At 43.3% G+C, this 21,901-nt stretch carries 25 protein-coding genes and 2 tRNA genes; 23 read left to right on the top strand and 4 right to left on the bottom strand.

All coding sequences use genetic code 11. From position 1 onward, the window contains the following. The first annotated feature begins 155 nt into the window (after positions 1-155). The 6 genes from DFP79_RS17195 to DFP79_RS17170 all read left to right on the top strand — a co-directional run bounded on the left by DFP79_RS17195 (position 156) and on the right by DFP79_RS17170 (position 6,279). Positions 156-1,055: a hypothetical protein gene (locus DFP79_RS17195; RefSeq protein WP_133505179.1), complete on the top strand. Its 900-nt coding sequence runs from the start codon at positions 156-158 to the stop codon at positions 1,053-1,055. Then, complete coding sequence (locus DFP79_RS17190) at positions 1,030-1,743, top strand: hypothetical protein (protein WP_133505178.1); 714 nt, start codon at positions 1,030-1,032, stop codon at positions 1,741-1,743. Before DFP79_RS17195 ends, DFP79_RS17190 begins: the two co-directional genes overlap by 26 nt. Next, complete coding sequence (locus DFP79_RS17185; protein ID WP_133505177.1) at positions 1,743-2,930, top strand: type IV pilus secretin PilQ; 1,188 nt, start codon at positions 1,743-1,745, stop codon at positions 2,928-2,930. Before DFP79_RS17190 ends, DFP79_RS17185 begins: the two co-directional genes overlap by 1 nt. A 98-nt stretch (positions 2,931-3,028) precedes the next feature. Continuing rightward, positions 3,029-3,577, top strand: a complete 549-nt coding sequence (gene aroK / locus DFP79_RS17180; protein WP_133505176.1) for a shikimate kinase AroK — start codon at positions 3,029-3,031, stop codon at positions 3,575-3,577. A gap of 2 nt (positions 3,578-3,579) precedes the next feature. Next, positions 3,580-4,677 (top strand): 3-dehydroquinate synthase, encoded by a 1,098-nt coding sequence (aroB, locus tag DFP79_RS17175; RefSeq protein ID WP_133505175.1) that lies wholly within the window; start codon positions 3,580-3,582, stop codon positions 4,675-4,677. Between the two features lie 66 nt (positions 4,678-4,743). Continuing rightward, positions 4,744-6,279 (top strand): SPOR domain-containing protein, encoded by a 1,536-nt coding sequence (locus tag DFP79_RS17170; RefSeq protein WP_133505174.1) that lies wholly within the window; start codon positions 4,744-4,746, stop codon positions 6,277-6,279. Positions 6,280-6,350: 71 nt separating this feature from the next. Here DFP79_RS17170 and DFP79_RS17165 read toward each other — a convergent pair whose 3' ends face one another. Together DFP79_RS17165 and DFP79_RS17920 are read right to left on the bottom strand one after the other, a co-directional pair. Next, positions 6,351-7,190: a 2OG-Fe(II) oxygenase family protein gene (locus DFP79_RS17165; protein ID WP_133505173.1), complete on the bottom strand. Its 840-nt coding sequence runs from the start codon at positions 7,188-7,190 to the stop codon at positions 6,351-6,353. Positions 7,191-7,271: 81 nt separating this feature from the next. Continuing rightward, a complete protein-coding gene (locus tag DFP79_RS17920; protein ID WP_166637733.1) occupies positions 7,272-7,433 on the bottom strand; it encodes a hypothetical protein in 162 nt (53 codons plus the stop codon). Between the two features lie 278 nt (positions 7,434-7,711). Between DFP79_RS17920 and DFP79_RS17160 the strand changes: the two genes are divergently transcribed. From DFP79_RS17160 to DFP79_RS17105, 12 genes are all read left to right on the top strand, one after another. Continuing rightward, the gene (locus tag DFP79_RS17160) at positions 7,712-8,278 is read left to right on the top strand and encodes a YqgE/AlgH family protein (protein ID WP_133505172.1); all 567 of its coding nucleotides are present in this window, start codon (positions 7,712-7,714) and stop codon (positions 8,276-8,278) included. Beyond that, positions 8,279-8,758 (top strand): Holliday junction resolvase RuvX, encoded by a 480-nt coding sequence (gene ruvX / locus DFP79_RS17155; protein WP_133505171.1) that lies wholly within the window; start codon positions 8,279-8,281, stop codon positions 8,756-8,758. Positions 8,759-8,780: 22 nt separating this feature from the next. Further along, positions 8,781-9,278, top strand: a complete 498-nt coding sequence (pyrR, locus tag DFP79_RS17150; RefSeq protein ID WP_133505170.1) for a bifunctional pyr operon transcriptional regulator/uracil phosphoribosyltransferase PyrR — start codon at positions 8,781-8,783, stop codon at positions 9,276-9,278. Positions 9,279-9,494: 216 nt separating this feature from the next. Continuing rightward, positions 9,495-10,496 (top strand): aspartate carbamoyltransferase catalytic subunit, encoded by a 1,002-nt coding sequence (locus DFP79_RS17145; protein ID WP_133505169.1) that lies wholly within the window; start codon positions 9,495-9,497, stop codon positions 10,494-10,496. A 1-nt stretch (position 10,497) separates the two neighbouring features. Next, complete coding sequence (locus tag DFP79_RS17140) at positions 10,498-11,778, top strand: dihydroorotase (protein WP_133505168.1); 1,281 nt, start codon at positions 10,498-10,500, stop codon at positions 11,776-11,778. 251 nt (positions 11,779-12,029) lie between these two features. Next, positions 12,030-13,142 (top strand): GGDEF domain-containing protein, encoded by a 1,113-nt coding sequence (locus tag DFP79_RS17135; RefSeq protein ID WP_133505167.1) that lies wholly within the window; start codon positions 12,030-12,032, stop codon positions 13,140-13,142. 39 nt (positions 13,143-13,181) lie between these two features. Then, positions 13,182-13,886 (top strand): YggS family pyridoxal phosphate-dependent enzyme, encoded by a 705-nt coding sequence (locus DFP79_RS17130; protein ID WP_133505166.1) that lies wholly within the window; start codon positions 13,182-13,184, stop codon positions 13,884-13,886. Positions 13,887-13,925: 39 nt separating this feature from the next. Continuing rightward, complete coding sequence (gene proC, locus DFP79_RS17125) at positions 13,926-14,747, top strand: pyrroline-5-carboxylate reductase (protein WP_133505165.1); 822 nt, start codon at positions 13,926-13,928, stop codon at positions 14,745-14,747. 8 nt (positions 14,748-14,755) lie between these two features. Further along, positions 14,756-15,298, top strand: a complete 543-nt coding sequence (locus DFP79_RS17120; RefSeq protein ID WP_133505164.1) for a YggT family protein — start codon at positions 14,756-14,758, stop codon at positions 15,296-15,298. A 158-nt stretch (positions 15,299-15,456) separates the two neighbouring features. Further along, on the top strand, positions 15,457-15,945 hold the full coding sequence (gene coaD, locus DFP79_RS17115) for a pantetheine-phosphate adenylyltransferase (RefSeq protein WP_133505163.1): 489 nt from the start codon (positions 15,457-15,459) through the stop codon (positions 15,943-15,945). Positions 15,946-16,004: 59 nt separating this feature from the next. After that, positions 16,005-16,256, top strand: coding sequence for a YfhL family 4Fe-4S dicluster ferredoxin (locus DFP79_RS17110; protein WP_133505162.1), 252 nt, complete (start codon positions 16,005-16,007; stop codon positions 16,254-16,256). Between the two features lie 138 nt (positions 16,257-16,394). Continuing rightward, a complete protein-coding gene (locus DFP79_RS17105) occupies positions 16,395-16,937 on the top strand; it encodes a DUF924 family protein (protein ID WP_133505161.1) in 543 nt (180 codons plus the stop codon). A 35-nt stretch (positions 16,938-16,972) separates the two neighbouring features. On the opposite strand, the gene DFP79_RS17100 is transcribed toward DFP79_RS17105, so the two are convergent. Further along, positions 16,973-18,073 (bottom strand): potassium channel protein, encoded by a 1,101-nt coding sequence (locus tag DFP79_RS17100; RefSeq protein ID WP_133505160.1) that lies wholly within the window; start codon positions 18,071-18,073, stop codon positions 16,973-16,975. Positions 18,074-18,081: 8 nt separating this feature from the next. Then, a complete protein-coding gene (gene trmL / locus DFP79_RS17095; RefSeq protein ID WP_133505159.1) occupies positions 18,082-18,555 on the bottom strand; it encodes a tRNA (uridine(34)/cytosine(34)/5-carboxymethylaminomethyluridine(34)-2'-O)-methyltransferase TrmL in 474 nt (157 codons plus the stop codon). A 175-nt stretch (positions 18,556-18,730) separates the two neighbouring features. Between trmL and DFP79_RS17090 the strand changes: the two genes are divergently transcribed. The 5 genes from DFP79_RS17090 (at position 18,731) to DFP79_RS17070 (ending at position 21,892) form a co-directional block, all read left to right on the top strand. Then, positions 18,731-18,806 (top strand) — tRNA-Phe (locus tag DFP79_RS17090). A gap of 72 nt (positions 18,807-18,878) precedes the next feature. Beyond that, positions 18,879-18,954 (top strand) — tRNA-Phe (locus DFP79_RS17085). Positions 18,955-19,223: 269 nt separating this feature from the next. After that, a complete protein-coding gene (gene tssJ, locus DFP79_RS17080; RefSeq protein ID WP_133505158.1) occupies positions 19,224-19,682 on the top strand; it encodes a type VI secretion system lipoprotein TssJ in 459 nt (152 codons plus the stop codon). A 94-nt stretch (positions 19,683-19,776) separates the two neighbouring features. Then, complete coding sequence (gene tssK / locus DFP79_RS17075) at positions 19,777-21,114, top strand: type VI secretion system baseplate subunit TssK (RefSeq protein ID WP_166637732.1); 1,338 nt, start codon at positions 19,777-19,779, stop codon at positions 21,112-21,114. A gap of 4 nt (positions 21,115-21,118) precedes the next feature. Further along, positions 21,119-21,892, top strand: a complete 774-nt coding sequence (locus DFP79_RS17070; protein WP_166637731.1) for a DotU family type IV/VI secretion system protein — start codon at positions 21,119-21,121, stop codon at positions 21,890-21,892. The last annotated feature ends 9 nt before the right edge of the window (positions 21,893-21,901 follow it).

The raw sequence follows: 21,901 nt of genomic DNA, 5'->3' as shown, positions 1-21,901 counted from the left end.
AGGAGTTCGGCGAGGAGTTCGATAGAAAAAGAACATTACATAGCGTTTTTAATGGAAAGGCTGTGTCCGCTGTATGGCAACAGGCTTTTCCATGATTTAGGTGCATCAGGACGATGCGTAATAATTTTAAGCTCTTTTATCAAGGATGATGAATAGTGCCCCGATCCGTAATGCTGGCTTTTTATAAGCCGGATTTTTGGTGTGTTCAAGCTACGCCAACTTCACCCCCTGTTTCTCTATCAGAATATCCTAGTGGCTTTTCTCTTTCTGAATCCGCTGTAATGGTTGCAGTTCCTGATTCTTGGGTTGTTAATTATCAGGAAAATGTGGATCCTACCTACGATGACGAGCTCTGCTATCTCGCAGCGGCGACCTTCGCGAGTGAAGTGTGTGCAGTTCAGATGGATGAGCTTATCTTTCAATATCAATTGCTTAAGAAAGATGACTCTGCTCCTTTACTGTCTATAAACGCAATTTCTTTAGACAAGTTAGACGAGATCAGTGCTTTTCTTAAAGATAAACGCTGTACGCCATATTACATACTAGAAAGTGACATGATGCGCGATGCCGTGAAGAAGAAGGCGTTTCATATCAATCGCACCTTTCCTATTTTAGAACCGTTTTCACCAGTTAAAAGAAATAAGAATAAATGGGTGAAACAAGCTAAAAAATTTACTGCGATAAGTCTCCTAAGCCATTTTATTCTGACTTGCGTTTACTTCTATTTTCAAGCCTCTATCCCAGTTACTCCTGACTATGTTTCTCCTTGGGGACGTTCGCATGCACATAGCCAACCCATTTCCGCGCTTGAAACTTCGCTACTTGAGAAGGTTCAGGGAATGGCTAAAACCATTCGTCTAGATGCGCTGTCATTAAATGCAGGTTCAGCACTCGTACGAATAACAGGTACGCAAAGCAACCTGTCGTTGTTGGCGGAGCAATGGAGAACGCAGCTCAAGGGAAGACAATTCGAATTTAGCTCCGTTTTGAAATCAAAGGCAGTGAATTCCAGCAAACAGGAGGGGCTGTATGAAGCTACCATTCAAATCCGCTGAATATCTGTCTCTGATTTTCACAAAATCGCCTTTTACAGTATCTCAATGGCGAATGTTATTTTTATTCCAGCTGGCGGTTTGGTGGCCGCTCTTTTCCTCATTGTTGGATGACTATGGGGAAGTAGAACGAAACGCTGCGCGTGTTATCGCAAAAATAGACCGTGATAAGCGCCAGCAGAACTCTTTAGCGCGTTGGCAACCTCCAGTGGGGGTTCAATTAAGCATCGAAAAGGAGTTCGATGGTGACGTTTATATTTCAGGTATTGCCGTTGAAGGGACGTTGTCGCTATCGCAATGGGAAGACGTATTGGAATCGCTGCAATCGACTGCTGTTTTTTCTGTCGAGAAAATGAGCTGGAAAAGAAAGGCTGGAGAGTGGCAATTGATTTCGAAGCTTAGGGTATTGCCTCCGAAATCGAATTCCACGTTTGAAAACTGGCTACCTATTGATGATCCAACGAGTCGTTTAAGTGATGTGCCTACTGTTCGCTTAGTAAGTACATTAACGACGAAAGATAATCACTGGGTAAAGCTTGAACATCACGGGAAACAATTTTGGGTTAAAAACGGCGACTGGATCCCATCGCTTCAAGCAACACTGACGGGGCAAGAAAGACGCAGTGTAACGTTAACAAACAATATTGGACGAACGTGGCATATTGAGCCCATGATGCGGAGTGGGCGGTAATGTTACAAAGAATAATAGTCGTTACCTTAATGAGTGTTCTGGCGATGAGCTCAAGTGCAAGAGCGATGGATGTCATGATCGACCGTCAGCCAGTGAATTTGATTCTCCCTGAAATTGCCACTCAAATGAATGAAAGCATTGTGATTCATCCTGACATCGAAGGAATGCTTTCTTTTTCCATTCAGAATGCATCTTGGTTTTCGGTCGTTTCTGCCGCAGCGCAGCAATTAGGTGTGGATCTTGTTTGGCAAGATAACATCGCTCTGCTTATGCCCAAAATTGAAGAACAGCAGGATAAGAGTTCGATCGTTGAACCGAAAATAGACTGTGTGCCGAGGCATTGGACCTTAAAGCATGCGCGAGCAGAAGACGTGGGCAAACAAATTACGCCATTCTTTCCTAAAACGAAGTTAATAGTAGATAAGCGGACGAATTCTATCGCGGCTAAGTATTGCTCAGATGACGGTGTCTTTGAACAAACTCTCAAGTGGTTGGATGCGCCTGTTCGCCAGATTGAAATTCAGGCTCATATTGCACAAGTAAGTCGGTCCGCTCAAAAGACGTTAGGCGTAAATTGGCAATCAGTTGTTGAGGAAGGCTCCAAGCAGGCTTTAACGGGCGTGGTGAATTTGAGTTCAATCGGTGCGACTTCTAACCTCACAATGGAAGCTTCTAATGGTGGCAGCCGATTGTCATTGTTATTAGATGCGCTTGAAACTGATGGATACGCCAATGTGATATCAAAGCCTAAAATTGTGACGGCAGAAGGCCAATCGGCAAAAATTGAATCCGGAACGGAAATCCCTTATCAGGTTCAACACGATGACACGACCACCGTTGAATTTCGACAGGCCGGATTGATGTTAGAAGTCACTCCTATTGTAAAAGAGCTTGGTGTATTGCGACTGGATTTAAAGATTCATCAGGACTCTGTGGGCGAGATGGTGAACGGCGTACCGAGCTTGGAGACCAACCGATTGAATACACAAGTCGAGGTTAAAAATGGCGAAACGCTTGTGTTGGGCGGGATCTTTCGACAAGAAAGGTTTGAAAATGTCTCTAAAGTTCCGGTCTTTGGAGACTTGCCCGTACTGGGAGCATTGTTTCGACATCGCTCTGATAAAACAGAAAAGGTTGAATTACTTGTATTTATTACGCCAAAACTGCTACAAATGACGATAAAATAGGTCAGACAAAGTCGAAGGTAGATAATTCATTGCGAATTTTATCTCTTTTCGACTATCTCTTGATCAGAGACATTAGACATTTTGACGTAAAAAATACAATGAAAAATGCCCCCAACATTATATTAGTTGGCCCGATGGGAGCAGGAAAAACGACCATTGGCCGTTTACTATCCCAGACTTTGGAAAGAGAGTTTTTTGACTCGGATCGAGTGATCGAGGAAAAAGCGGGCGCAGACATTCCCTGGATCTTTGATAAAGAAGGTGAAGACGGCTTTCGTCGCAGGGAGACTCAGGTGTTACAGACCATGTTAGACGACAAAGAGCAGTTAGTCGTGTTAGCAACCGGTGGTGGCATCGTCATGAGAGAAGAAAACCGTGACTTACTAAAAAGTGAATTAATGGTGGTGTATCTATACGCCTCAGTTGAACAGCAGCTTCACCGTACGTCTAAAAGTAACCATCGGCCATTGCTAAAAAAAGGCAATCCGAAAGAAATATTAACCAATTTGTTCAAAATACGCGATCCATTATATAGAGAGGTGGCCTCCCTAATTGTGGAAACAGATGCTCGTCATCCTAGAGCGGTTGCGAACAAGGTACTTGATGCAATAAAAATACAAATAGAAAACTCAGAGAGTCCGGTATAACTATGAGAACCTTAACGGTTGATTTAGGAGATCGAAGCTACCCAATATACATAGGTGCGGGTATTCGTAAGCAAAAATCACTTTTTGCTGATGCGATAAAAGGCAAGCAAGTCATGATAGTGACGAATGAAACCGTTGCACCTTTGTATCTTGACAGCTTAGTTGATTTGCTTTCTTCTGATTATCAGGTTGATACGTGTATCCTTGCTGATGGCGAAAAGTATAAGACACTTGATACTTATGAGCAGATTATGACTTCCTTGCTGGAAGCGAAGCATAATCGCACGACGACCATCATTGCGCTGGGAGGCGGTGTGATCGGTGATATGGCCGGTTTCGCTGCGGCAACCTATCAGCGTGGCGTCGACTTTATTCAGGTGCCAACGACCTTATTATCTCAGGTTGATTCGTCTGTAGGAGGGAAAACAGGTGTTAACCATCCTCTAGGCAAGAACATGATTGGCGCGTTTTATCAGCCTCAAGCGGTGATTATTGATACTGATTCACTTAAATCCTTACCAGCAGCGGAATTGTCTGCTGGCATGGCGGAAGTGATCAAATATGGTCTCATTTGTGATAAGCCGTTTTTTGAGTGGCTAGAGCTTAACGTAGAGGCGCTCATGTCTTTGAACGCTGAGCTTATTACAGAAGCTATTTACAAATCATGTGAAGCCAAGGCGAAAGTTGTGGCACTTGATGAGAGAGAAGGCGGTATTCGAGCTATATTGAATTTAGGTCATACGTTCGGACATGCGATCGAAACCGAAATGGGCTATGGAGAGTGGCTTCACGGTGAAGCTGTGGCAGTAGGAACGGTTTTAGCCGCAGACCTTTCATGTAGAATGGGTAATATCTCATCAGATGATCTGATGAGAACGGTCAATCTATTAAAAGCAGCAAATTTACCTGTATTGCCGCCAAAAACTATGACGAAAGACGCTTTCTTGTCGCGCATGATTTTGGATAAAAAAGTGCTTGATGGTAATTTAAGACTCGTATTGCTTGAATCAATGGGAGACGCTATTACAACATCTGAGTTTTCTCACGAGTACTTTAACGCATGTATCGAAGATGCGTTAGAAGCGAGTTGTGCGCATTAAAAACAGCCACTGTATGCGGTGCATTTGCGCCGCTAATAAGCAGCCTTCGAAGGAGTAGAGAAGTCTATGGCAGAGACCAGCTTTCAGTTTGATCTAGAGGATGCTCTTGACCAGCAGCCAAAAGTCATGCTGAGAAACCCTTTCAGTCAAGAAGGGGGGGCTTTCTTTGCCTCAGAAGAACGTAATCAACAACTGGCTCTACTCGAACATTTGAGTCGTTACAGCAATCTACTTTCTATTATTGAGGGTGGAAAAGGCAGCGGTAAAACGCGTTTTCTGGACGAGTTTATTCGCACACAAGAAGACATCGCTGCAATCAGCCGTGTGAAAGCGACCATGTTGATGACCGCGGGTCAGCTGCTTGAAGCCATATATACTGGGTTTGCTGATGTCTTACCCAATGTGGAATCGAGAACGTCGTTCGGTCCTCTTCTAAAGTTTGCTCATGAGTTGGAAGGCTCTGGTAGTAAAGCTATTATCATGATTGATAATGCAGAAGAGCTGAATACAGACGCCATTATCATGTTGATGGACATGATGTCTCTCGCAACGGAAGCACAAGAAGTGCCCCATGTGGCTCTGTTTAGCGATTCTTCAATAGCCAGAAACCTGGACCAATACCAAACCAGCCGTTATGAGCAGCTTAGTCATGTCCTGACGTTGGAACCTTTTTCGTTTGAACAAACAAAGGCGTACCTCTTACACCGTGTGAGAGCGGTAGGCGGTGGAATAAATCTTCCTTTTAGCGATAAGCAGATAAAATCCATTTATCAGGAATCTGGTGGTCAGCCCGGGCGAATTAATGAAATTGCTCTAACATTGATGGGGATGGGCCCCACGGGTAAGGTAAAAAGCAAACGTAAATTCAGCCTAAGTTTAGGGTTTCCCTTAGTTCATATGGCTTTGTTGTCGGTTGTAATGCTGGGCATTTTAATCATGGTGTTGTTTAGCGACGACAGTGAGGGACCGTCGTCCAGCGTTTCTGAATCGATTCCGCCTATTGCAGCATCATCGGGGGGCGTTCGTCAGAGCAACAGTGAAACGATACGTCGAATCGAAGATATGCAGCGCAAGCTAAAGGCGGATGCACCTGTTGAATTACCGCCGATTCCAGCGGACGTGCTGCAACCAACTGTTGGCGAAGACACTCCGTCATTTGAATCTGCGAGTGTCGCTGTCGCACCCGTTCGACAAACCACACCCGTAACGCAAAATAACCGTCCTCTAGCGCAGACAGTTTCGACGCAAGCTGTTGATAAAAAAGTGGAACCTAAAGTTGTTGCCGTGAAAAAGAATCCGTTTGATAAAACGCAGTTTTGGAAAACTCAGACTCCAACACGTTATACCTTGCAACTTTTAGGAACGCATAACTTAAGTACGGTACAAGACTTTATTCGTGATCAAGGTAGCATTGACGAATTCAGCTATTTTAAAGCGATTCACAAAGGAAAAGAGTGGTTTGTCGTTTTGTATGGCAGCTACCGAAATCGCAGTGAGGCGATAGCGGCTGTTGAAGGTTTGCCTAATGATTTACGCAGCCTGAACCCTTGGGCACGCAGTGTTCGTGGTATTCAGCAAGATATTGCAAAAGCCGGTAATTAATACCTTTACTGCATCGTCTGGACAGTAGCGCGAAGTGGGTTTAATAAACCGCGCTACTGTCTACAGTGATGTTAAATAACGCCGAGCTCTACTAATCGTTCGTGTAAGTAGCTGCCTGCTGTATGACGCTCGGATAGAACGACTTCGGGTTTTGGGTGCAAAAATAACGGCAATGAAATACGGGATTTCGTCTTATCTGAGCCGTCAGGGTTAATAACTCGGTGTGACGTTGAAGGGAAATAACCTGCTGATGCTTCTTGGAGCATGTCTCCGATGTTAACGATAAGCGTGCCGAAGTCACATGGAACGTCCATCCAACCGCCTTCTTTTGTTTTGACTTGAAGACCGGGCTCGTTTGCCGATGGTAGAACGGTGAGCAAGTTTATATCTTCATGAGCTCCTGCTCGAATAGCTCCTAGCTCTTCATCTCCCTTTAATGGCGGGTAATGGAGAACGCGCAATAGCGTTTGATCACTGCTCTCAATCATACTGGAAAGCGGCTGTGAGTAATTCTGAGCGATATCTGCGGGCGTATATTCTTCAACCCATTTTAATAGCTCTTCCGCAAGAGAGTTAGCTTCGCTGTAATACTGAGCCAGCTGAGTTTTATGCGTTTCTGGGCATTGCCCCCATGGGTAGTAGTGGAAATATTCTTTAATGTCTTTTTTCGTGTGGCCTTTGGCTGTTTCGGACACATCTGGCGGGAAGTACCCGTCTTGCGTTCCGACATTATAGCGATAGTTTTCCTTTTCGTTGCTGTCGAAAAAAGTCTGCCAATTCGCATAGATAGATGAGACGAGCTCTTGGCGAATAGGGTGATTTTTAAGTACACCAAACCCAGTTTCACGAAGGGAGGTTACAAATTCTTCTGCGGCGTTAGGGCTTTGGTAGTCTACTGCTTCTAATTTCATGGTTTTAATCCTAAATACAGGCTCTGAGTCAATCCTCAGAATGGTCGTTATTGTTTAGTTGTTAGGGAAAAAACAGAAACGCTAGGATGACCAGCCATTATGGAAAAAGTAACGTAGATCTACCGTTTCGGCCTGATAGTGATGAGACCAAAATGACATAACCATACTTTTTCCGCAGAATGTGAAACCAAGTGAGTTGGTTTTCTCATTCTGTAAATGATGTTTGATGGTTACTGAAAACATTGAGGGCTTACTCGTTTGGTTTAAAACAAATTTGTCCGAATGGTCATGTTATAGCGATTTAGCCTCGATTTGAAGTGCTAAGCCCGGTTTAAGAAAAAATACACTATTTCTTATGGGGTTATCTCAAGCTTAGCCTATACTGCGATTTATGGACGGCGTCTCAATGATCGCGCACTTGGAAGTGCTTATTGAAATTTATAAGATTGTTTTTATAGAGGTAGTTAAAAAAATTGACCCTGACGATATGTTTTTTCGTCTAACAATATAGAGGGTAGTTTATGAATAATACATTCCAGTCTTTAAAGAACTATTTTTTGATCTCAATGCCACATTTGAATGACCCTAACTTCGAACATACCGTGGTGTACCTTTGTGAACATACAGAAGAAGGTGCGATGGGTATTATTATTAACCGCCCCTCCAGTATCGATTTTACTGAGTTAGCAGACCATCTGGGAATGAAAGTAGAAGCCCCTAGATTAGCTTCAGAACCCATTTATGTAGGCGGCCCGGTGGAATCTGAGCGTGGCTTTATATTGCATACGTCAGATAAAAGCTGGGGCAATTCACTGTGTGTTACGGAAGAAATTAATTTGTCAGCGGCTCTGGAAACACTTGAAAACATCGCCGTTGGAAATGGTCCTTCGTCTTACCGAATTGCACTGGGCTGTGCCGGTTGGGATGAAGGGCAGTTAGAAAATGAAATTGCGAATAATGATTGGCTGGTATGTGAGGCCGACTTAGACGTATTATTTAATACTCCGAGTGACATGCAGTTTAGCGCTGCGACTAAAGTGCTTGGGGTCGACATGACTTGGTTATCTCCGGATATGGGACACAGTTAAATGATAGAAAAATCATCTTCATCACAAGATGAGCAAACGAATACTTCAAACCCCAATACAGCTCAAACTGTATTGGGGTTTGATTTTGGCACCTCTCGAATTGGTGTTGCTATCGGGCAAAGCTTCACAATGTCTGCACGCCCGTTGTCGCCATTAAAAGCCAATGAAGGCATTCCTAACTGGGATGTTATAGAGAAGTTAGTCAAGGAATGGGAGCCAGATTGTTTTGTTGTAGGGCTCCCACTGAATATGGATGGTACTGAAAATGAGATGTGTCAAAGAGCGCGTAAATTTGCTAAAAGATTACATGGACGCTACAACCAACCTTACCATATGATGGATGAGAGATTGTCGTCGTACGATGCCAAAGGTCAGGTCATTTCCCAAGGTGGGAATCGGAACTTTAAAGAAAACTCAGTTGATGGGTTAGCCGCTCAGTTGATTCTAGAAACGTGGTTTTCTGAGCAGTTTACACAGTGAATGAAACAAGGTGACAGCATTAATGAACTTGGATTTAGACAAAGCACTTACATCAATGAAAAGCCAGATTGCCAAGTATTGTCAGGATAAGGAAATCGAAAACCCTGTACTAGTTGGTATACATTCTGGTGGTGTCTGGGTGGCGAACGAGTTGATCGATAGTGTAAAAACACCAGAGCCTTTAGCAACTCTGGACATTACGTTTTATCGAGACGATTTCACAAAAGCAGGGTTGAATCCAAAAGTCGGTCATACCCAATTACCTGCATTAGAAAATCGTCATGTGATTCTAGTGGATGATGTTTTGATGTCGGGGCGAACGGTCCGAGCAGCCATGAATGAAATATTTGATTTTGGCAGACCTGCGAGTATTTCATTGGCGATTCTTTATGATTTAAACAGCCGGGAGTTGCCTATTCAAGCGGACATCGTAGGGGAAAAACTGACACTATCTCCTGACCAAAGAGTCAAGTTGAATGGGCCTAACCCCCTTACAGTGTCAATAATTGAAACAAAGTAACTGAAACGCCTTAAAGCGATTAATCTAGCTTTATTTTTTGTACGTCACGTACGACAATATAGGTATAAACATGTGGTGAATAGAAACGCCACTAATGCCCAGTAGTGGTTAACGTGTCAGTGGCAATTTGCCCTGTCAAATGAGACCAAGCAACGCTGGGCATTTTCCTATCTACACAGTAATGAATACTGTATTGCAGTTTGAGGAAAGCAAATTATGATGCGATCCGACCCTAGGGCGTTACAATTGAACGAACATGGTCAGCTAAAGCACTTTTTAACGTTAGATGGACTTAATAAAACCATTCTTACTGAGATTCTTGATCGAGCTGATTCATTCCTATCAATGGGGGAACAATCGGTTAAGAAAGTCCCTCTTCTTCGAGGGAAGACGGTTGTAAACCTATTCTTTGAAAATTCCACTCGAACTCGAACGACCTTTGAATTAGCTGCTAAGCGTCTGTCTGCCGATGTCATTAACTTGAATATAGAAACGTCAGCGACATCAAAAGGTGAATCCTTGTTGGACACCTTGCAAAACCTTGAAGCGATGCAAAGTGATATGTTTGTTGTTCGTCACTCAGACAGTGGTGCAGCACACTTTATTGCGGAACATTGCACGCCAAACGTTGCGATCATCAATGCTGGAGATGGTCGCCATGCACATCCAACGCAAGCCATGTTAGATATGCTCACGATACGTCGTAATAAAGGGCAGTTTGAAGGATTGAAAGTGGCCATTGTGGGCGACATTCTTCATTCGCGTGTGGCGCGATCTCAAATACATGCTCTGACTACGTTAGGCGTAGAGGATGTACGTTTAGTTGGGCCTAAGACCTTGGTGCCTTCTTATTTTGCCGATTTAGGTGCCACGATTTGTCATGATATGTCTGCTGGACTCGATGATGTCGATGTCGTGGTGATGTTGCGTCTTCAAAAAGAGCGAATGTCTGGCGCACTGCTGCCCAGTGAAAGTGAATTTTACAGACTGTATGGTTTGACAGAAGAGGCTTTGTCTTGGGCAAAACCGGATGCCATTGTAATGCACCCAGGACCAATCAACCGTGGTGTTGAGATTTCGTCAGAAGTGGCGGACAGCGATCGATCTGTGATTCTTGATCAGGTTACGAATGGGATCGCGGTACGTATGGCGGTGTTGTCGATGTCAATGAGTGGTCAAGTGCAAGAACAACAAGGTGGACTGGGAGTAGAAGCATAAGATGAAACTTCGCATTATTAATGGTCGTGTAATCGACCCAAGCCAAGACCTTGATGCAACCATAGACCTATTTATTGATGATCACAAAGTGGTCGGTCTAGGTGAGGTTCCGGATGGCTTTGAAGAGGCTGAGGTTATTGATGCTGGTGGGCAATGGGTGCTGCCGGGGTTGGTAGACGTTGCAGTCGCTTTGCGTGAGCCTGGATATACACAAAAAGGTAATATTGCTACCGAAGGTCGTGCCGCAATTTCGGGTGGTGTTACGACACTTGTTTGCCCTCCTGATACGAACCCTATTGTAGATACACCGGCCGTTGCAGCATTGATTCAAGACAAAGCGGATCAAGCTGGAATGGTTAATGTATTTCCTATTGGTGCGTTAACTCAAGGTTTAGAGGGCGGACATCTTAGCAATATGGTTGCGTTGACGGATGCGGGCTGTGTAGCGCTTTCAAATCACAGACGCCCCATGCGCAATACTTTGGTACTTTCTCGCGCGTTAGAATACGCTGCAACGCACGATTTATTGGTGGTGTTTCACCCTGATGAGTCAAGCTTGTCTGAAGGTGGATGTGCGCACGAAGGCATGATGTCTACAATACACGGTTTAGCCGGCATTCCAGAAACTGCGGAAACCATCGCACTAATGCGTGATCTTCTTTTAATTGAGAAGACGGGTGTGCGTGCGCACTTCGCTCGACTGTCCTGTGCTAAGTCTGTTGAAATGATTGCTGATGCTCAGGCATCGGGTTTACCGGTCACTGCGGATGTTGCACTTCATAACCTGTTATTGACGGATGAAGTGTTAAATGAATTCGATGGTCAATTTCATGTGATCCCTCCTCTTCGCGGAGAAAATGATCGCCTAACGTTAATTGAAGGCATCAAGCAAGGCGCTATTAGTGCTATTTGTTCCGATCATCAGCCACATGAAAAAATGGCAAAAATCGCGCCATTTGCGGCGACTGAGCCGGGCATGGCGAATGTTGAAATTCTATTGCCACTCGCTTTGCAATTGATGGATGAGGGCGATTTGAGCTTAACGGATGTTTTGAAAACCTTAACGTCTGGCCCCGCATCGTGTTTTGGATTAGAGGCAGGGTCGTTAAAACCGGGTAGTTTTGCAGATTTCATCCTATTTGACAGCACTCAGAGCTGGACATGGAGTGACGATGTTCGACGTTCAAAGGGGCACAATTCTGCTTTTGATGGAATTGAATTGACCGGACGTGTAACGCAAACTTATGTATCAGGGCAGTGTATTTATAGCTTTAGTGGTTAAGTTTGCACTTTTGTCGTCGATAATAAATTTACTGAGTGTGCAAAAAAATTAAAACTTACCAAGATTTAGTGTAACAAAGTGGCTTATTTGTATACAAAATGTTACTTATAGGTTTCTTGTCTAAATAGTCAATATGTTTAATGTTAATGCATTTTAGTCTTGAGGTGTTCTTGATCTGCTTCACTTCTTTACTTTTAATTTGAGCATATTAACCTATGAGTAATATGAACTAATAAGGCTGTTAAACGTACATGGTAGACAATTCGTCAGAGCTATTGCAATCCTCTTCGAGTAGGTCTGAAGCCGAGGATATTGATCGCTTAAAGCTAGAGCTTGATTTCATCAGTAATGTGAGAAAGCAGGAAGAAGAACTGCTTTACATGGTTGCACGAGGAGCACGTCAAGATTCTTTGTTATCTGCGTTGGTGGATAATTTTAAGCGTTTTTTCCCCCGTGTGAGGCCGTGCTTATTATGGTGCGATAAAGACTTAGCTCACTGGCGAGTTGAGAATCATAAAGAGTGGTCTAACATCGTCTGCAACACCATCGGTGAAGTCGATAATATTCCGCAAGCCTTGCTGACTTTTGCTGCCAGCCCTTCGCGTCCGTTTGTCCGTGTTGATAACATCAGTAGTCAATCTGACTGGTTTGATTGGCATAAATTTCTTACCGAAGAAGGCATTGCGGGATGCTGGATGCACAGTGTTCAAGACCATGATGGAAACTGGCTGACCGTTGCCTTGTTCTTTGACCATGAAACATTGTCTGAAAATATCACAGAGTTTATGGTTGAGCAGAGCTTAAAAGGGATGGGGAAATGGATCAAAGCGGGCTTTGAAAGGAAAAACGCAGACCGCAAACTGCTTATTTCTGAGCATTATGATGAGCAAACAGGGTTGTTACGCGATGCCATGTTTGATACTAGCCTAGAGCTGATCCTGAAAGATGCCCGTAGGAACTTTCAACGCCTCGCTGTGATCTGTGTGAAACTTCATGGCCCTGTATTTACTGAATGCTTAAGAAGTCTATCGTCAGCTCTACAGGAAACGTTGCGAGACAATGATTTGATCTCTCGATACAGCGAGAATGTGTTTTTGATGGGAGTCCGAATCGGACACTTAGACGACGCTGAGATCATAGCTAAAAAAATATACCGAGCACTCTCAAACGAGGCCTTTCGAAGAGACAATTCATTGCGTGGCAATGTTGGTATTGGGGTTGCATTTTATCCTGAACAATCTAACCTTGAGGCGCTGTATATTGCTGCAAACGCCGCTGCCGATAAGGTTGATCAGCCAGTAGGGTATCGCATTGAGTATCATGGGCGTTTTCTAAAAACAATGGACGATGCTTATGATCTATAATGTTTTTTTTTGCTAGAGTTTGTTCATAAGGCATGAGTGATGACTCACATCTCAGATAACCTTTTGCGGGTTAAGCAAGACATCAATGAGCTTGAAACTCGCTTCCACCGACCTCAAAACAGCATTAGCTTGCTTGCAGTCAGTAAAACAAAGCCGACCGAAGACATAATTGTTGCGTATAATGCTGGGCAACGTCTTTTTGGCGAAAATTACGTCCAAGAGGCTGTTGCAAAGCACGAAGCCTTATCCGCTTATAAGGGAATCGTTTGGCATTTTATAGGCCCTATTCAATCCAATAAATCTCGACAAATAGCAGAGACGATGGATTGGGTGCACACCGTCGACAGAGAAAAAATAGCGCGACGCTTGAGTGAGCAGAGGCCAGAGAATATGCCTCCGTTAAATGTCTTAATTCAAGTTAATATCAGCCAAGAGTCGACTAAAGCTGGAATCACCTTAGCTGAGTTGGGTGAGATGGTTGATTTAGTCAATTCTTTACCTAATATAATCCTTCGTGGATTAATGGCAATTCCCGCTCCACAAGAAAGTGAAGAAGCTCAGATTGACGTGTATCGTCCTTTAGCGGCAGCCTATGAGAGACTTGCTAAAGAAAACTCGCAGGTGGATACGCTCTCAATAGGCATGTCAAATGATCTTCCCGCTGCCATTGCGTCTAACAGTTCTTTGGTTCGTGTTGGAACCGCGATTTTTGGGGCTCGTGATTATTCAAACTTAAATAAATAATCCAGCTTCAATTCTTACAATTTTAATATAGGATGGTTAATGTCTTTACGTATAGCGTTTATTGGTGTGGGCAATATGGCTTCAGCCATTATTGGTGGTTTAGTCGCCAGTGGCTACCCCGCAGACAAAATCTGTGGCACGGCCCTTAACACGGACTCTTTTCCTGAACTTGAAGCCAAATTTGGTTTAAAAATGATGGCATCAAATAACGAGGCTATCGCATCGGCTGATATCGTCTTTTTGTGTGTGAAGCCTAATCAGGTTCGAAGTGTCTTAGAACAAGCTGCTGACGTTATTTCTTCGAGTCAAATGTATGTGTCTGTTGCCGCCGGAGTAGAAATCAGTTCGATAGAATCTTGGTTGCCGACGCCAGCTGCGGTTGTTAGAAGTATGCCGAATACTCCTGCGTTGGTCATGAGTGGTATGAGTGGTTTGGTGGCGAATGACGCAACGACAGAAGAGCAAAAAGACTGGATCACGAGTGTCTTTAACAGCTTTGGTGATTGTGTTTGGGTTGAAAATGAAACGCAAATGCATCAGGTTACCGCGTTGTCGGGCAGTGCCCCCGCCTATTTTTTCCGAATCCTAGAGTCTATGATTAAATCGGGTATCGAGCAGGGGATGTCAGAAGAAAATAGTCGTAAATTGGCCGCTCAGACGATGCTGGGTGCTGCTAAAATGGCAACCGAAATCGATGATTCTATTGCTCAGCTACGCGTTAATATTACGTCACCCAATGGCACGACAGAACAAGCCTTGAATTCACTAAATGATGCCAATATAGATAAGGTAATGGATGATGCTATGCGCGCTTGCGTAAAGCGTTCTAAAGAACTTGCCAGTGAAATGGCGAACAGTTAGAGGTATTTATGGGCGGTGATCCGTTTATTTTGATCGTAAAAACATTAGGCAGTCTGTATCTATTCGTAGTAGTACTTAGATTGCTTTTACAACTAAGTCGCGCTGATTTCTATAATCCAATCAGCCAAGCAATTGTGAAGGCGACTAGTCCAGTACTTTTGCCTTTGCGCAAGGTTATTCCACCTATTGGACGTCTTGATACTTCATCCGTTGTTTTAGCGCTTCTGGTGCAATTTATCATGGTTTTTCTAATCTTTATGATTGCGAACTTTAATGCGACACCAGCGCATTATGTAATCTATACCGTAGCAGGTCTGCTTTATAATATTTTGCAGCTGTATTTCTGGGCAGTCATTATTACAGTCGTTTTAAGTTGGGTCGCTCCACATGCAGATCATCCAGGAGCAATGGTTGTCCGTCAGGTCTGTGATCCGCTTTATCGTTTGTGCCATAAGTTTCTGCCTAATCTAGGTGGTTTAGATTTGTCGCCTATCTTTATTTTTCTGAGCATTACAATATTGCAGCAATTCTTAAGACCATATGTGATCTAAACTGCTTTAAGTTAAGTATATAGAGCTGGTGTATGCTCACTATCCAGCTTAGGAATTGAGAAGCAGGGCGTAATCCTTTATGATGCGCCCCTAAAATTGGGAATGTTCAGCTACGATAGTTCTCAACTTTCTTATTTATAATAATTCGGATGAGAGTTATGAGTACGATTGCGGTTTATCCTGGCACATTTGACCCTATTACTAATGGGCATGCAGATTTGGTAGAACGCGCTGCGAAGCTGTTTTCGAAAGTCATTGTTGCCGTTGCAGCGAGTCCCAAGAAGCGCCCAGCGCTCTCCCATGAACTACGTATTGAGCTGGCGGAAAATGTATTAGGTCATTTACACAATGTAGAAGTCGTAGGCTTTGATAATTTGTTGACCGAGTTCACACGATCTGTCAATGGACAGGTTGTTGTGCGTGGCCTGCGTGCTGTATCTGATTTTGAGTATGAATTTCAGCTGGCGAATATGAACAGGGTAATCGCGCCTGATGTAGAAAGCTTGTTTTTAACGCCGTCTGAAAAGCATTCTTATATTTCGTCTACGCTTGTGCGTGAAATTGCATCGTTAGGTGGCGATTTCGGACAGTTTGTTCATCCTGAAGTCGAAAAAGTACTTAAAGATCATTATCAAAATGCTAAGTAAGAACGACTTTCAGCAAGTTTATGATAGGCTAGCGCCAGTTCAAATTTGAGGGAAATACCATGTCTCTAATCATTACCGATGAATGTATAAACTGTGATGTTTGTGAGCCTGAATGTCCTAATGAAGCGATTAGTCAGGGTGAAGAAATTTATGTAATTGACCCAGGTAAATGTACAGAATGTGTGGGTCACTACGATGAACCGCAGTGTGTACAAGTTTGCCCAGTTGATTGCATTCCTAAAGACAAAAATTATGTCGAAACGGAAGAAGAGTTGATGGAAAAATATTTGGTCTTAACGGGGCAGCTTTAGGTTAATTCTAAATTCCAGCATTCTTACGAACGAGCCAGACTTATGTCTGGCTTTTTTGTGCGTACGAATTGAGCTTATTCACGCTATACTTTTGATCTGTTTATTCGCTCACAAACACTTTTATCAAAAGGTGACAGTATGTCAGCAAGTGATGATGTTATCGAGTTTTGGTTTGAATCTTGTACTCCCGATCAATGGTACAAAAAAGATGTCGAATTTGATCGTAAGCTTACCGAATTATTTGGAGATGTCCTCGATCAAGCCTCAAAAGGGGAGCTGTATACTTGGCGAAACTCTGCTCTAGGGCGCTTAGCGGAAATCATAGTGCTCGATCAGTTTTCTAGAAACATTTATCGTGACACCGTACGATCATTTGCACAAGATCCCATGGCGCTGGTGTTAGCTCAAGAGGCTGTCGCCAAGGGGTTGGATAACGAACTGCCGATACTGCAAAGAAGCTTTCTCTATATGCCCTATATGCACAGTGAATCGCTTGTCGTTCATGAAGAGGCGATTAGGCTTTTTGATCAACCTGGTTTAGAAAACAATTACGAATTTGAGCTTAAGCACAAAGTCATCATTGAACGATTTGGGCGCTATCCGCATCGTAATCAAATTTTAGGACGAACAAACTCTCTTGAAGAAACAGCGTTTTTGAATGAGCCTAATTCGTCCTTTTAAACAATGAAAGACTGAAAGAACTCTAAAAAGAGCTCTTAGAAAAGAGCTCTAATCTCATCGCCCGAACGTATATTGGAGTCATCGCCGACGAGCACAATTAGCGATTTTGCGCTAATCGATGAATGTGTATTCGGATGAGTAATGATATTTCCAAACTCGTCTTCATAACCCAATGCTGTACCGATATTTGCCTGAATGAGACGCGTCACAACGTCAGCCCAAGTGACATTAGTGAGGTTAACGTCAATACGAACGGTATGATCGCCTTGGTACCTAAATAGGTTTTCTAAGACTTGCTCAGTACCTGGCGCAATCAAAGATCTTACTAACATTTCTGGGTACGCTCTGATAGGGCGTATGACGGCGTCTGCCCCTGCTTTTCTAAAACGATCTCTGTTTAAATCGTTCACGGCTTCCGCGAGTAAAAATGCCTCAGAGCCTGTTTCGTGAATTCTATGGAGAGTATCAAATACTACGCTATCACTGTGATCATTTTGGCTGTCAGGTGATAACACAATGATGTACTTGGCTTTGTCTACGCCGGATGCTTCAAGCTTGCCCGGTTCTGTTGCATCGCCAGTATGGTGAACAACCCCCATTTCTCTTATATTCTCTGGTAAACCGTCGGGGAAGTGGGGCGTTAAAATTTGAATAGGCGTGTCTTCTAGCTCAGGAGTGTGGCTTATTTGTGTTATGAGCAATTTGAGATAGCGCTCTGTGTGTAACGCCGGTGTATTTATTATAAGTAGATGATCGCGCATAGTGCTCCACTCCATTTTTCCTTTAATACGCATGTCGCGTTGACTCAAACGCAGCTCAACGTAATCACTGGCGATTTGTGCCAGTAGTGTAATACCTAAACCATAGATAAGAACAATGGTCGCGAATTGTCCCCAAAATGTTACGGCGGAAATGTCGCCATAACCCGTTGTACTGGCAGAGGTCATCGTTAGCCAAAATGCTTGCCACCAGTCTAAATCTTCAAATAAAACCATAGCAATGCTATGACATATGACGACACCTGCGAGCATGACAAATCGCCGATTCAAATCTTTCACGGCGTGTTGATGGACTACTTTTTTAAAGCGTTGGCGTCCTTGGCTTCGATTTTTTAAAAATAATCCAAGTGAGTTCATATAAAAAACTAGTCCGATGAAGGCATTTTATAGTCGAGTTGACGCCAAGATTCATACACCATGACTGCAACCGTATTGGATAGATTTAAGCTTCTAGAGTCCGCTTGCATAGGAAGTCTCAGGCGTTGAGATTTTGGTAGCGAATCAATAAACTCAGCGGGTAAACCTCGTGTCTCGGGGCCAAATACTAGCACATCATTTTCTTTAAACTCGGCTTCGCTGTGAGTGCGACTTCCTTTCGTTGTAAGTGCGTACAAAGTACCCAAATCATTGTTCTGATTAATAAAGTGTTCCCAGTCGGGATACTTTTTCACATGCGTAAATTCATGGTAATCGAGCCCAGCTCTTCGTAGCTTTTTATCGTCTAGGTCAAATCCAAATGGCTCGATCAAATGCAATTGATAGCCAGTGTTGGCGCATAGGCGAATGACGTTACCTGTATTGGGTGGAATTTCTGGCTGGTATAAAACAATGTGAAGCATCGATGAACTCTCCAATAAATTCCTAGCATCATACCAGAGGGGGTAAAGGCTGCGAATAGCTAAGGAGCGAATGTTTAGTGAACGAATTCAGTATGGTTAAATCTCTAAGTGATTGTTAAAAAAATTGAAAAAAGTGTTGACCCATCTAAAACGTCGTTTATAATACGCCGCACTTGCCCAGATAGCTCAGTCGGTAGAGCAGAGGATTGAAAATCCTCGTGTCGGTGGTTCGATTCCGCCTCTGGGCACCATTATTTTAAAATCCAGCCTTTTGCTGGTTTTTTTATGTGTGCTTTTTCAATAAGTAAGTACATAGCATTTTTGCCCAGATAGCTCAGTCGGTAGAGCAGAGGATTGAAAATCCTCGTGTCGGTGGTTCGATTCCGCCTCTGGGCACCATTATTTAAGCCAGCTATTTAGCTGGCTTTTTTTGTTTTTATCCAGTCTTTATTTGGAACAGAGTAAACTGTTTCTGCCCTAGAATTGCTTACATTCATGCTCATTTAGAGTCGTTTATTACTCAAGGCTGTTTAAGCTTTTTGCTCGATAAGAGTGTTAGGGCTTTAAAATATTTTTAAATAAAAAGCTTGACCGCGCTGAAAAAATAAGCAAAATATCGCCGCGTTGATACTTAATCACTAACAGGACGTTAGTTCAGGAAGGCTAGGATGCTACCCATTCATATTTTCAAATCTACTGTTGCCTTGCTTTTGGCAATCTCTCTATTTGGTTGTTCTACAAACCGTTTGTCTATAGATGTAAATGCTGCTAGCCGCCTAAACCCTGATGCTTACGATAATGTTTACTCCGTCATCGTTCGTGTTTATCAGTTAAATGATGCCCGCCTATTTGAAGAAGCCAGCTATGATGACCTTTGGAAATCATCAGAGTCTGCTCTGCAAGATACGGTTCTGTCTGTCGAAGAGTTTATTATCTCGCCTGATTATCATGGTGAGCTGGTTTTCGAACGAATTGAAGCCGCTAAACATGTTGGAGTCATGGCGTTCTTCCGATCTAGAGAAGGCGTTTGGAAGGTATACGATAAAATCCAATCGGGTTTGCTAAGCAAAACTGCAAAACTTGAGCTCAATATCGAGGGATATGATATTGAGATGGAGCCTCGTTAACACATTAGCCAATACTGCTTACCAGTATTTCTAAGGCGAAATGATTTAGTCGTTGTTCTAATTCATTTGAATGTATTTATCAGGGAAGAGAGATATGGATTTTCAAGGTCTAAGGAAGGTCGTGTGGGCTGAAGGTGTCTTTTTAGGGCAACAGCACTTTCAGGTCTGGGACGCTTATCAAGCAAAAATACAGTCGCTTAAAACTAAGATATATGAATCTCACTTTTGGGGAGTGAGGGACATTGCTTGGGATACTGGTGCGCTTGAAAATGGATACCTTGTTTTAGCACGTTGCTTGGCGGTCTTTCCCAATGGGCAGGTTATAGATTATGACCGAAGCCGCGATCTACCCGTTCGCCTTGAGCTGGCAAATATGTCAAACCTTGAGCTCAATATTCAACTTACCATCGCAGACAGTGATGGAGTCGATAATATTACTGGGTATAGTACGCAAGGGAACGCTGCTTGGAGTTCCGAATATGTGGATGTTGCTGATCGGTTTGATGCAAACCGTAAGCGCGAAGTATTGGTTGCTCAGCCTCAGATAAATCTTATGGCAGAGGGCACTGAGACCAATCGGGTCATCTCTCTAAATATTGCCCGTATAAAGAAGGAGGTTGATGGTGTTTATAAATTGGACCCTGACTACGTTCCTCCTCTAGTTAGCGTACATGCATCTCATTCATTGATGAGCTCTCTAAATAGCTTGAGTGAGTTGTTGTCTGTGCGTTTTAAGGAGATCAATTCTCGCCGTACCAACGTGTCTGATGTTGGCAGTTATACCGCTTCTGAGATGGCTGATTTTTTATTTGTATCGGACATCAGCGAAATTCTGAGTGAGTTTCGCATCATAGAACAAAATCCAAGCGCTTCTTCACTTCAGCTCTATTCAACCTTGTGCCGAGCACACGACAAATTGGCGTTACATACTCAACCAGATCGAGTTCCTTATACAAAACCTTACTTACACGATAACCTTTCGACGACGTTTTCAGAATTATGTGGCGCTATCCGTGAAATCTTTGGGTTAAGCAATGTCAGGATGGAGGCGACCATTCGGTTTGATATGAAGGCGCCTGGATTATACGAATCCTCTTTGATTAATTCCTCGAGTTTGGAACGGTGTGATTTTTATCTTGCTGTCTATCTAGAACGCTCAGAATCATCTTGGATAGACCGATTGCCAAGTCTAGTGAAATTGGCGTCGCCTACCGATATTCAAGGTCTCGTTGCTAGTGGTATGTCAGGACTGACGTTGCAGCATATTCAGCGAGTGCCTTCAAAGATTCGTATAAAGTCTGGTTACGAATACTTTTTCCTTAGTAAAGACAGCGTGCTTTGGGAAGGTGTTCAAAAATCACAAAAAATATCTGGAATCCTATTTGGTGAGTTCGCCGATGCCCAAGTTGAGTTAATACCGATTGATGAGTAATAAAATGGACAGTCAATTAAATATTTTAGATGCTACGTTGGTTGAAGGTGCAGCACCTATTTTTAGCCTAGTAGAAGCTAGGATAGCAAGCAATGAGCCGAGTAATGCTGAATCAACTCAGCAAGAGCCGGAGGTAGCGTCCTCGCAAAGCCATGAAACAGGTGCCTCGAACAACGAAAGCATAGATTTTAGAAAAGCAGTTGAGCAAGCGTTTACTGATTTAGAACGTCGAGCATTTGAAATGGAGTGGTCAGCCGCGATGACGCGGGATGTAAAATTCGCGCTTGCTGCATATGTTGATGAAGCTGTTATGTCGTCAAATTTAGAGAGCAAACTAGAGTGGATGAGCCGGCCTCTTTGTATTGAGTATTTTGGTGAAAGTAAGGCGGGGGAAGCCTTCTTTGATAAGCTCGATCTTTTACGAGAAAACCTGTTAGAGAACCAAGTCACCATCAGTCTTTATTACGTCTGTCTGCAACTGGGTTACCAAGGTATGTATCGCATTAGAGGGTATGAACGGTTGCAAGCCTACTTGTCTACGTTTAGAAACCAGTTAGACGATACGTTCTCAGCCGCTCCACGTACGTTAGCGGAAGCTGCAATACCTGAAAATAAGCTAATTTATAGAATTGGAACACGCCAACCCTATTGGGTGATGCTGTCTGTTGGTGGTGCCGTATTGGTGTCTATGGTTTTGACATACGGTGCAGTTATGAAATATTCACTGAATGAAAGTGCTCATAGGATTGAGCAAGCCGAGTATATTTTAACTCGGTAGATTCACTCT

The sequence above is a fragment of the Marinomonas balearica genome (assembly GCF_004362145.1).
In the GTDB taxonomy this organism is placed as follows: Bacteria; Pseudomonadota; Gammaproteobacteria; order Pseudomonadales; family Marinomonadaceae; genus Marinomonas; species Marinomonas balearica.
Note: the sequence above shows the minus strand (reverse complement) of the source record. Positions and strands in the feature narration are given on the sequence as shown.

Excerpts from the sequence above, each read along its gene's own strand:
- DFP79_RS17100 (WP_133505160.1), bottom strand. The coding sequence starts at position 18,073 with ATGAACTCACTTGGATTATTTTTAAAAAATCGAAGCCAAGGACGCCAA.
- ruvX (WP_133505171.1), top strand. The coding sequence starts at position 8,279 with ATGATAGAAAAATCATCTTCATCACAAGATGAGCAAACGAATACTTCA.
- DFP79_RS17920 (WP_166637733.1), bottom strand. The coding sequence starts at position 7,433 with ATGTTTTCAGTAACCATCAAACATCATTTACAGAATGAGAAAACCAAC.
- proC (WP_133505165.1), top strand. The coding sequence starts at position 13,926 with ATGTCTTTACGTATAGCGTTTATTGGTGTGGGCAATATGGCTTCAGCC.
- DFP79_RS17160 (WP_133505172.1), top strand. The coding sequence starts at position 7,712 with ATGAATAATACATTCCAGTCTTTAAAGAACTATTTTTTGATCTCAATG.
- trmL (WP_133505159.1), bottom strand. The coding sequence starts at position 18,555 with ATGCTTCACATTGTTTTATACCAGCCAGAAATTCCACCCAATACAGGT.
- DFP79_RS17070 (WP_166637731.1), top strand. The coding sequence starts at position 21,119 with ATGGACAGTCAATTAAATATTTTAGATGCTACGTTGGTTGAAGGTGCA.
- DFP79_RS17165 (WP_133505173.1), bottom strand. The coding sequence starts at position 7,190 with ATGAAATTAGAAGCAGTAGACTACCAAAGCCCTAACGCCGCAGAAGAA.
- tssK (WP_166637732.1), top strand. The coding sequence starts at position 19,777 with ATGGATTTTCAAGGTCTAAGGAAGGTCGTGTGGGCTGAAGGTGTCTTT.
- DFP79_RS17170 (WP_133505174.1), top strand. The coding sequence starts at position 4,744 with ATGGCAGAGACCAGCTTTCAGTTTGATCTAGAGGATGCTCTTGACCAG.
- DFP79_RS17140 (WP_133505168.1), top strand. The coding sequence starts at position 10,498 with ATGAAACTTCGCATTATTAATGGTCGTGTAATCGACCCAAGCCAAGAC.
- tssJ (WP_133505158.1), top strand. The coding sequence starts at position 19,224 with ATGCTACCCATTCATATTTTCAAATCTACTGTTGCCTTGCTTTTGGCA.
- coaD (WP_133505163.1), top strand. The coding sequence starts at position 15,457 with ATGAGTACGATTGCGGTTTATCCTGGCACATTTGACCCTATTACTAAT.
- DFP79_RS17105 (WP_133505161.1), top strand. The coding sequence starts at position 16,395 with ATGTCAGCAAGTGATGATGTTATCGAGTTTTGGTTTGAATCTTGTACT.
- DFP79_RS17120 (WP_133505164.1), top strand. The coding sequence starts at position 14,756 with ATGGGCGGTGATCCGTTTATTTTGATCGTAAAAACATTAGGCAGTCTG.
- aroK (WP_133505176.1), top strand. The coding sequence starts at position 3,029 with ATGAAAAATGCCCCCAACATTATATTAGTTGGCCCGATGGGAGCAGGA.
- DFP79_RS17130 (WP_133505166.1), top strand. The coding sequence starts at position 13,182 with ATGACTCACATCTCAGATAACCTTTTGCGGGTTAAGCAAGACATCAAT.
- pyrR (WP_133505170.1), top strand. The coding sequence starts at position 8,781 with ATGAACTTGGATTTAGACAAAGCACTTACATCAATGAAAAGCCAGATT.
- DFP79_RS17145 (WP_133505169.1), top strand. The coding sequence starts at position 9,495 with ATGATGCGATCCGACCCTAGGGCGTTACAATTGAACGAACATGGTCAG.
- aroB (WP_133505175.1), top strand. The coding sequence starts at position 3,580 with ATGAGAACCTTAACGGTTGATTTAGGAGATCGAAGCTACCCAATATAC.
- DFP79_RS17110 (WP_133505162.1), top strand. The coding sequence starts at position 16,005 with ATGTCTCTAATCATTACCGATGAATGTATAAACTGTGATGTTTGTGAG.
- DFP79_RS17135 (WP_133505167.1), top strand. The coding sequence starts at position 12,030 with ATGGTAGACAATTCGTCAGAGCTATTGCAATCCTCTTCGAGTAGGTCT.
- DFP79_RS17185 (WP_133505177.1), top strand. The coding sequence starts at position 1,743 with ATGTTACAAAGAATAATAGTCGTTACCTTAATGAGTGTTCTGGCGATG.
- DFP79_RS17190 (WP_133505178.1), top strand. The coding sequence starts at position 1,030 with ATGAAGCTACCATTCAAATCCGCTGAATATCTGTCTCTGATTTTCACA.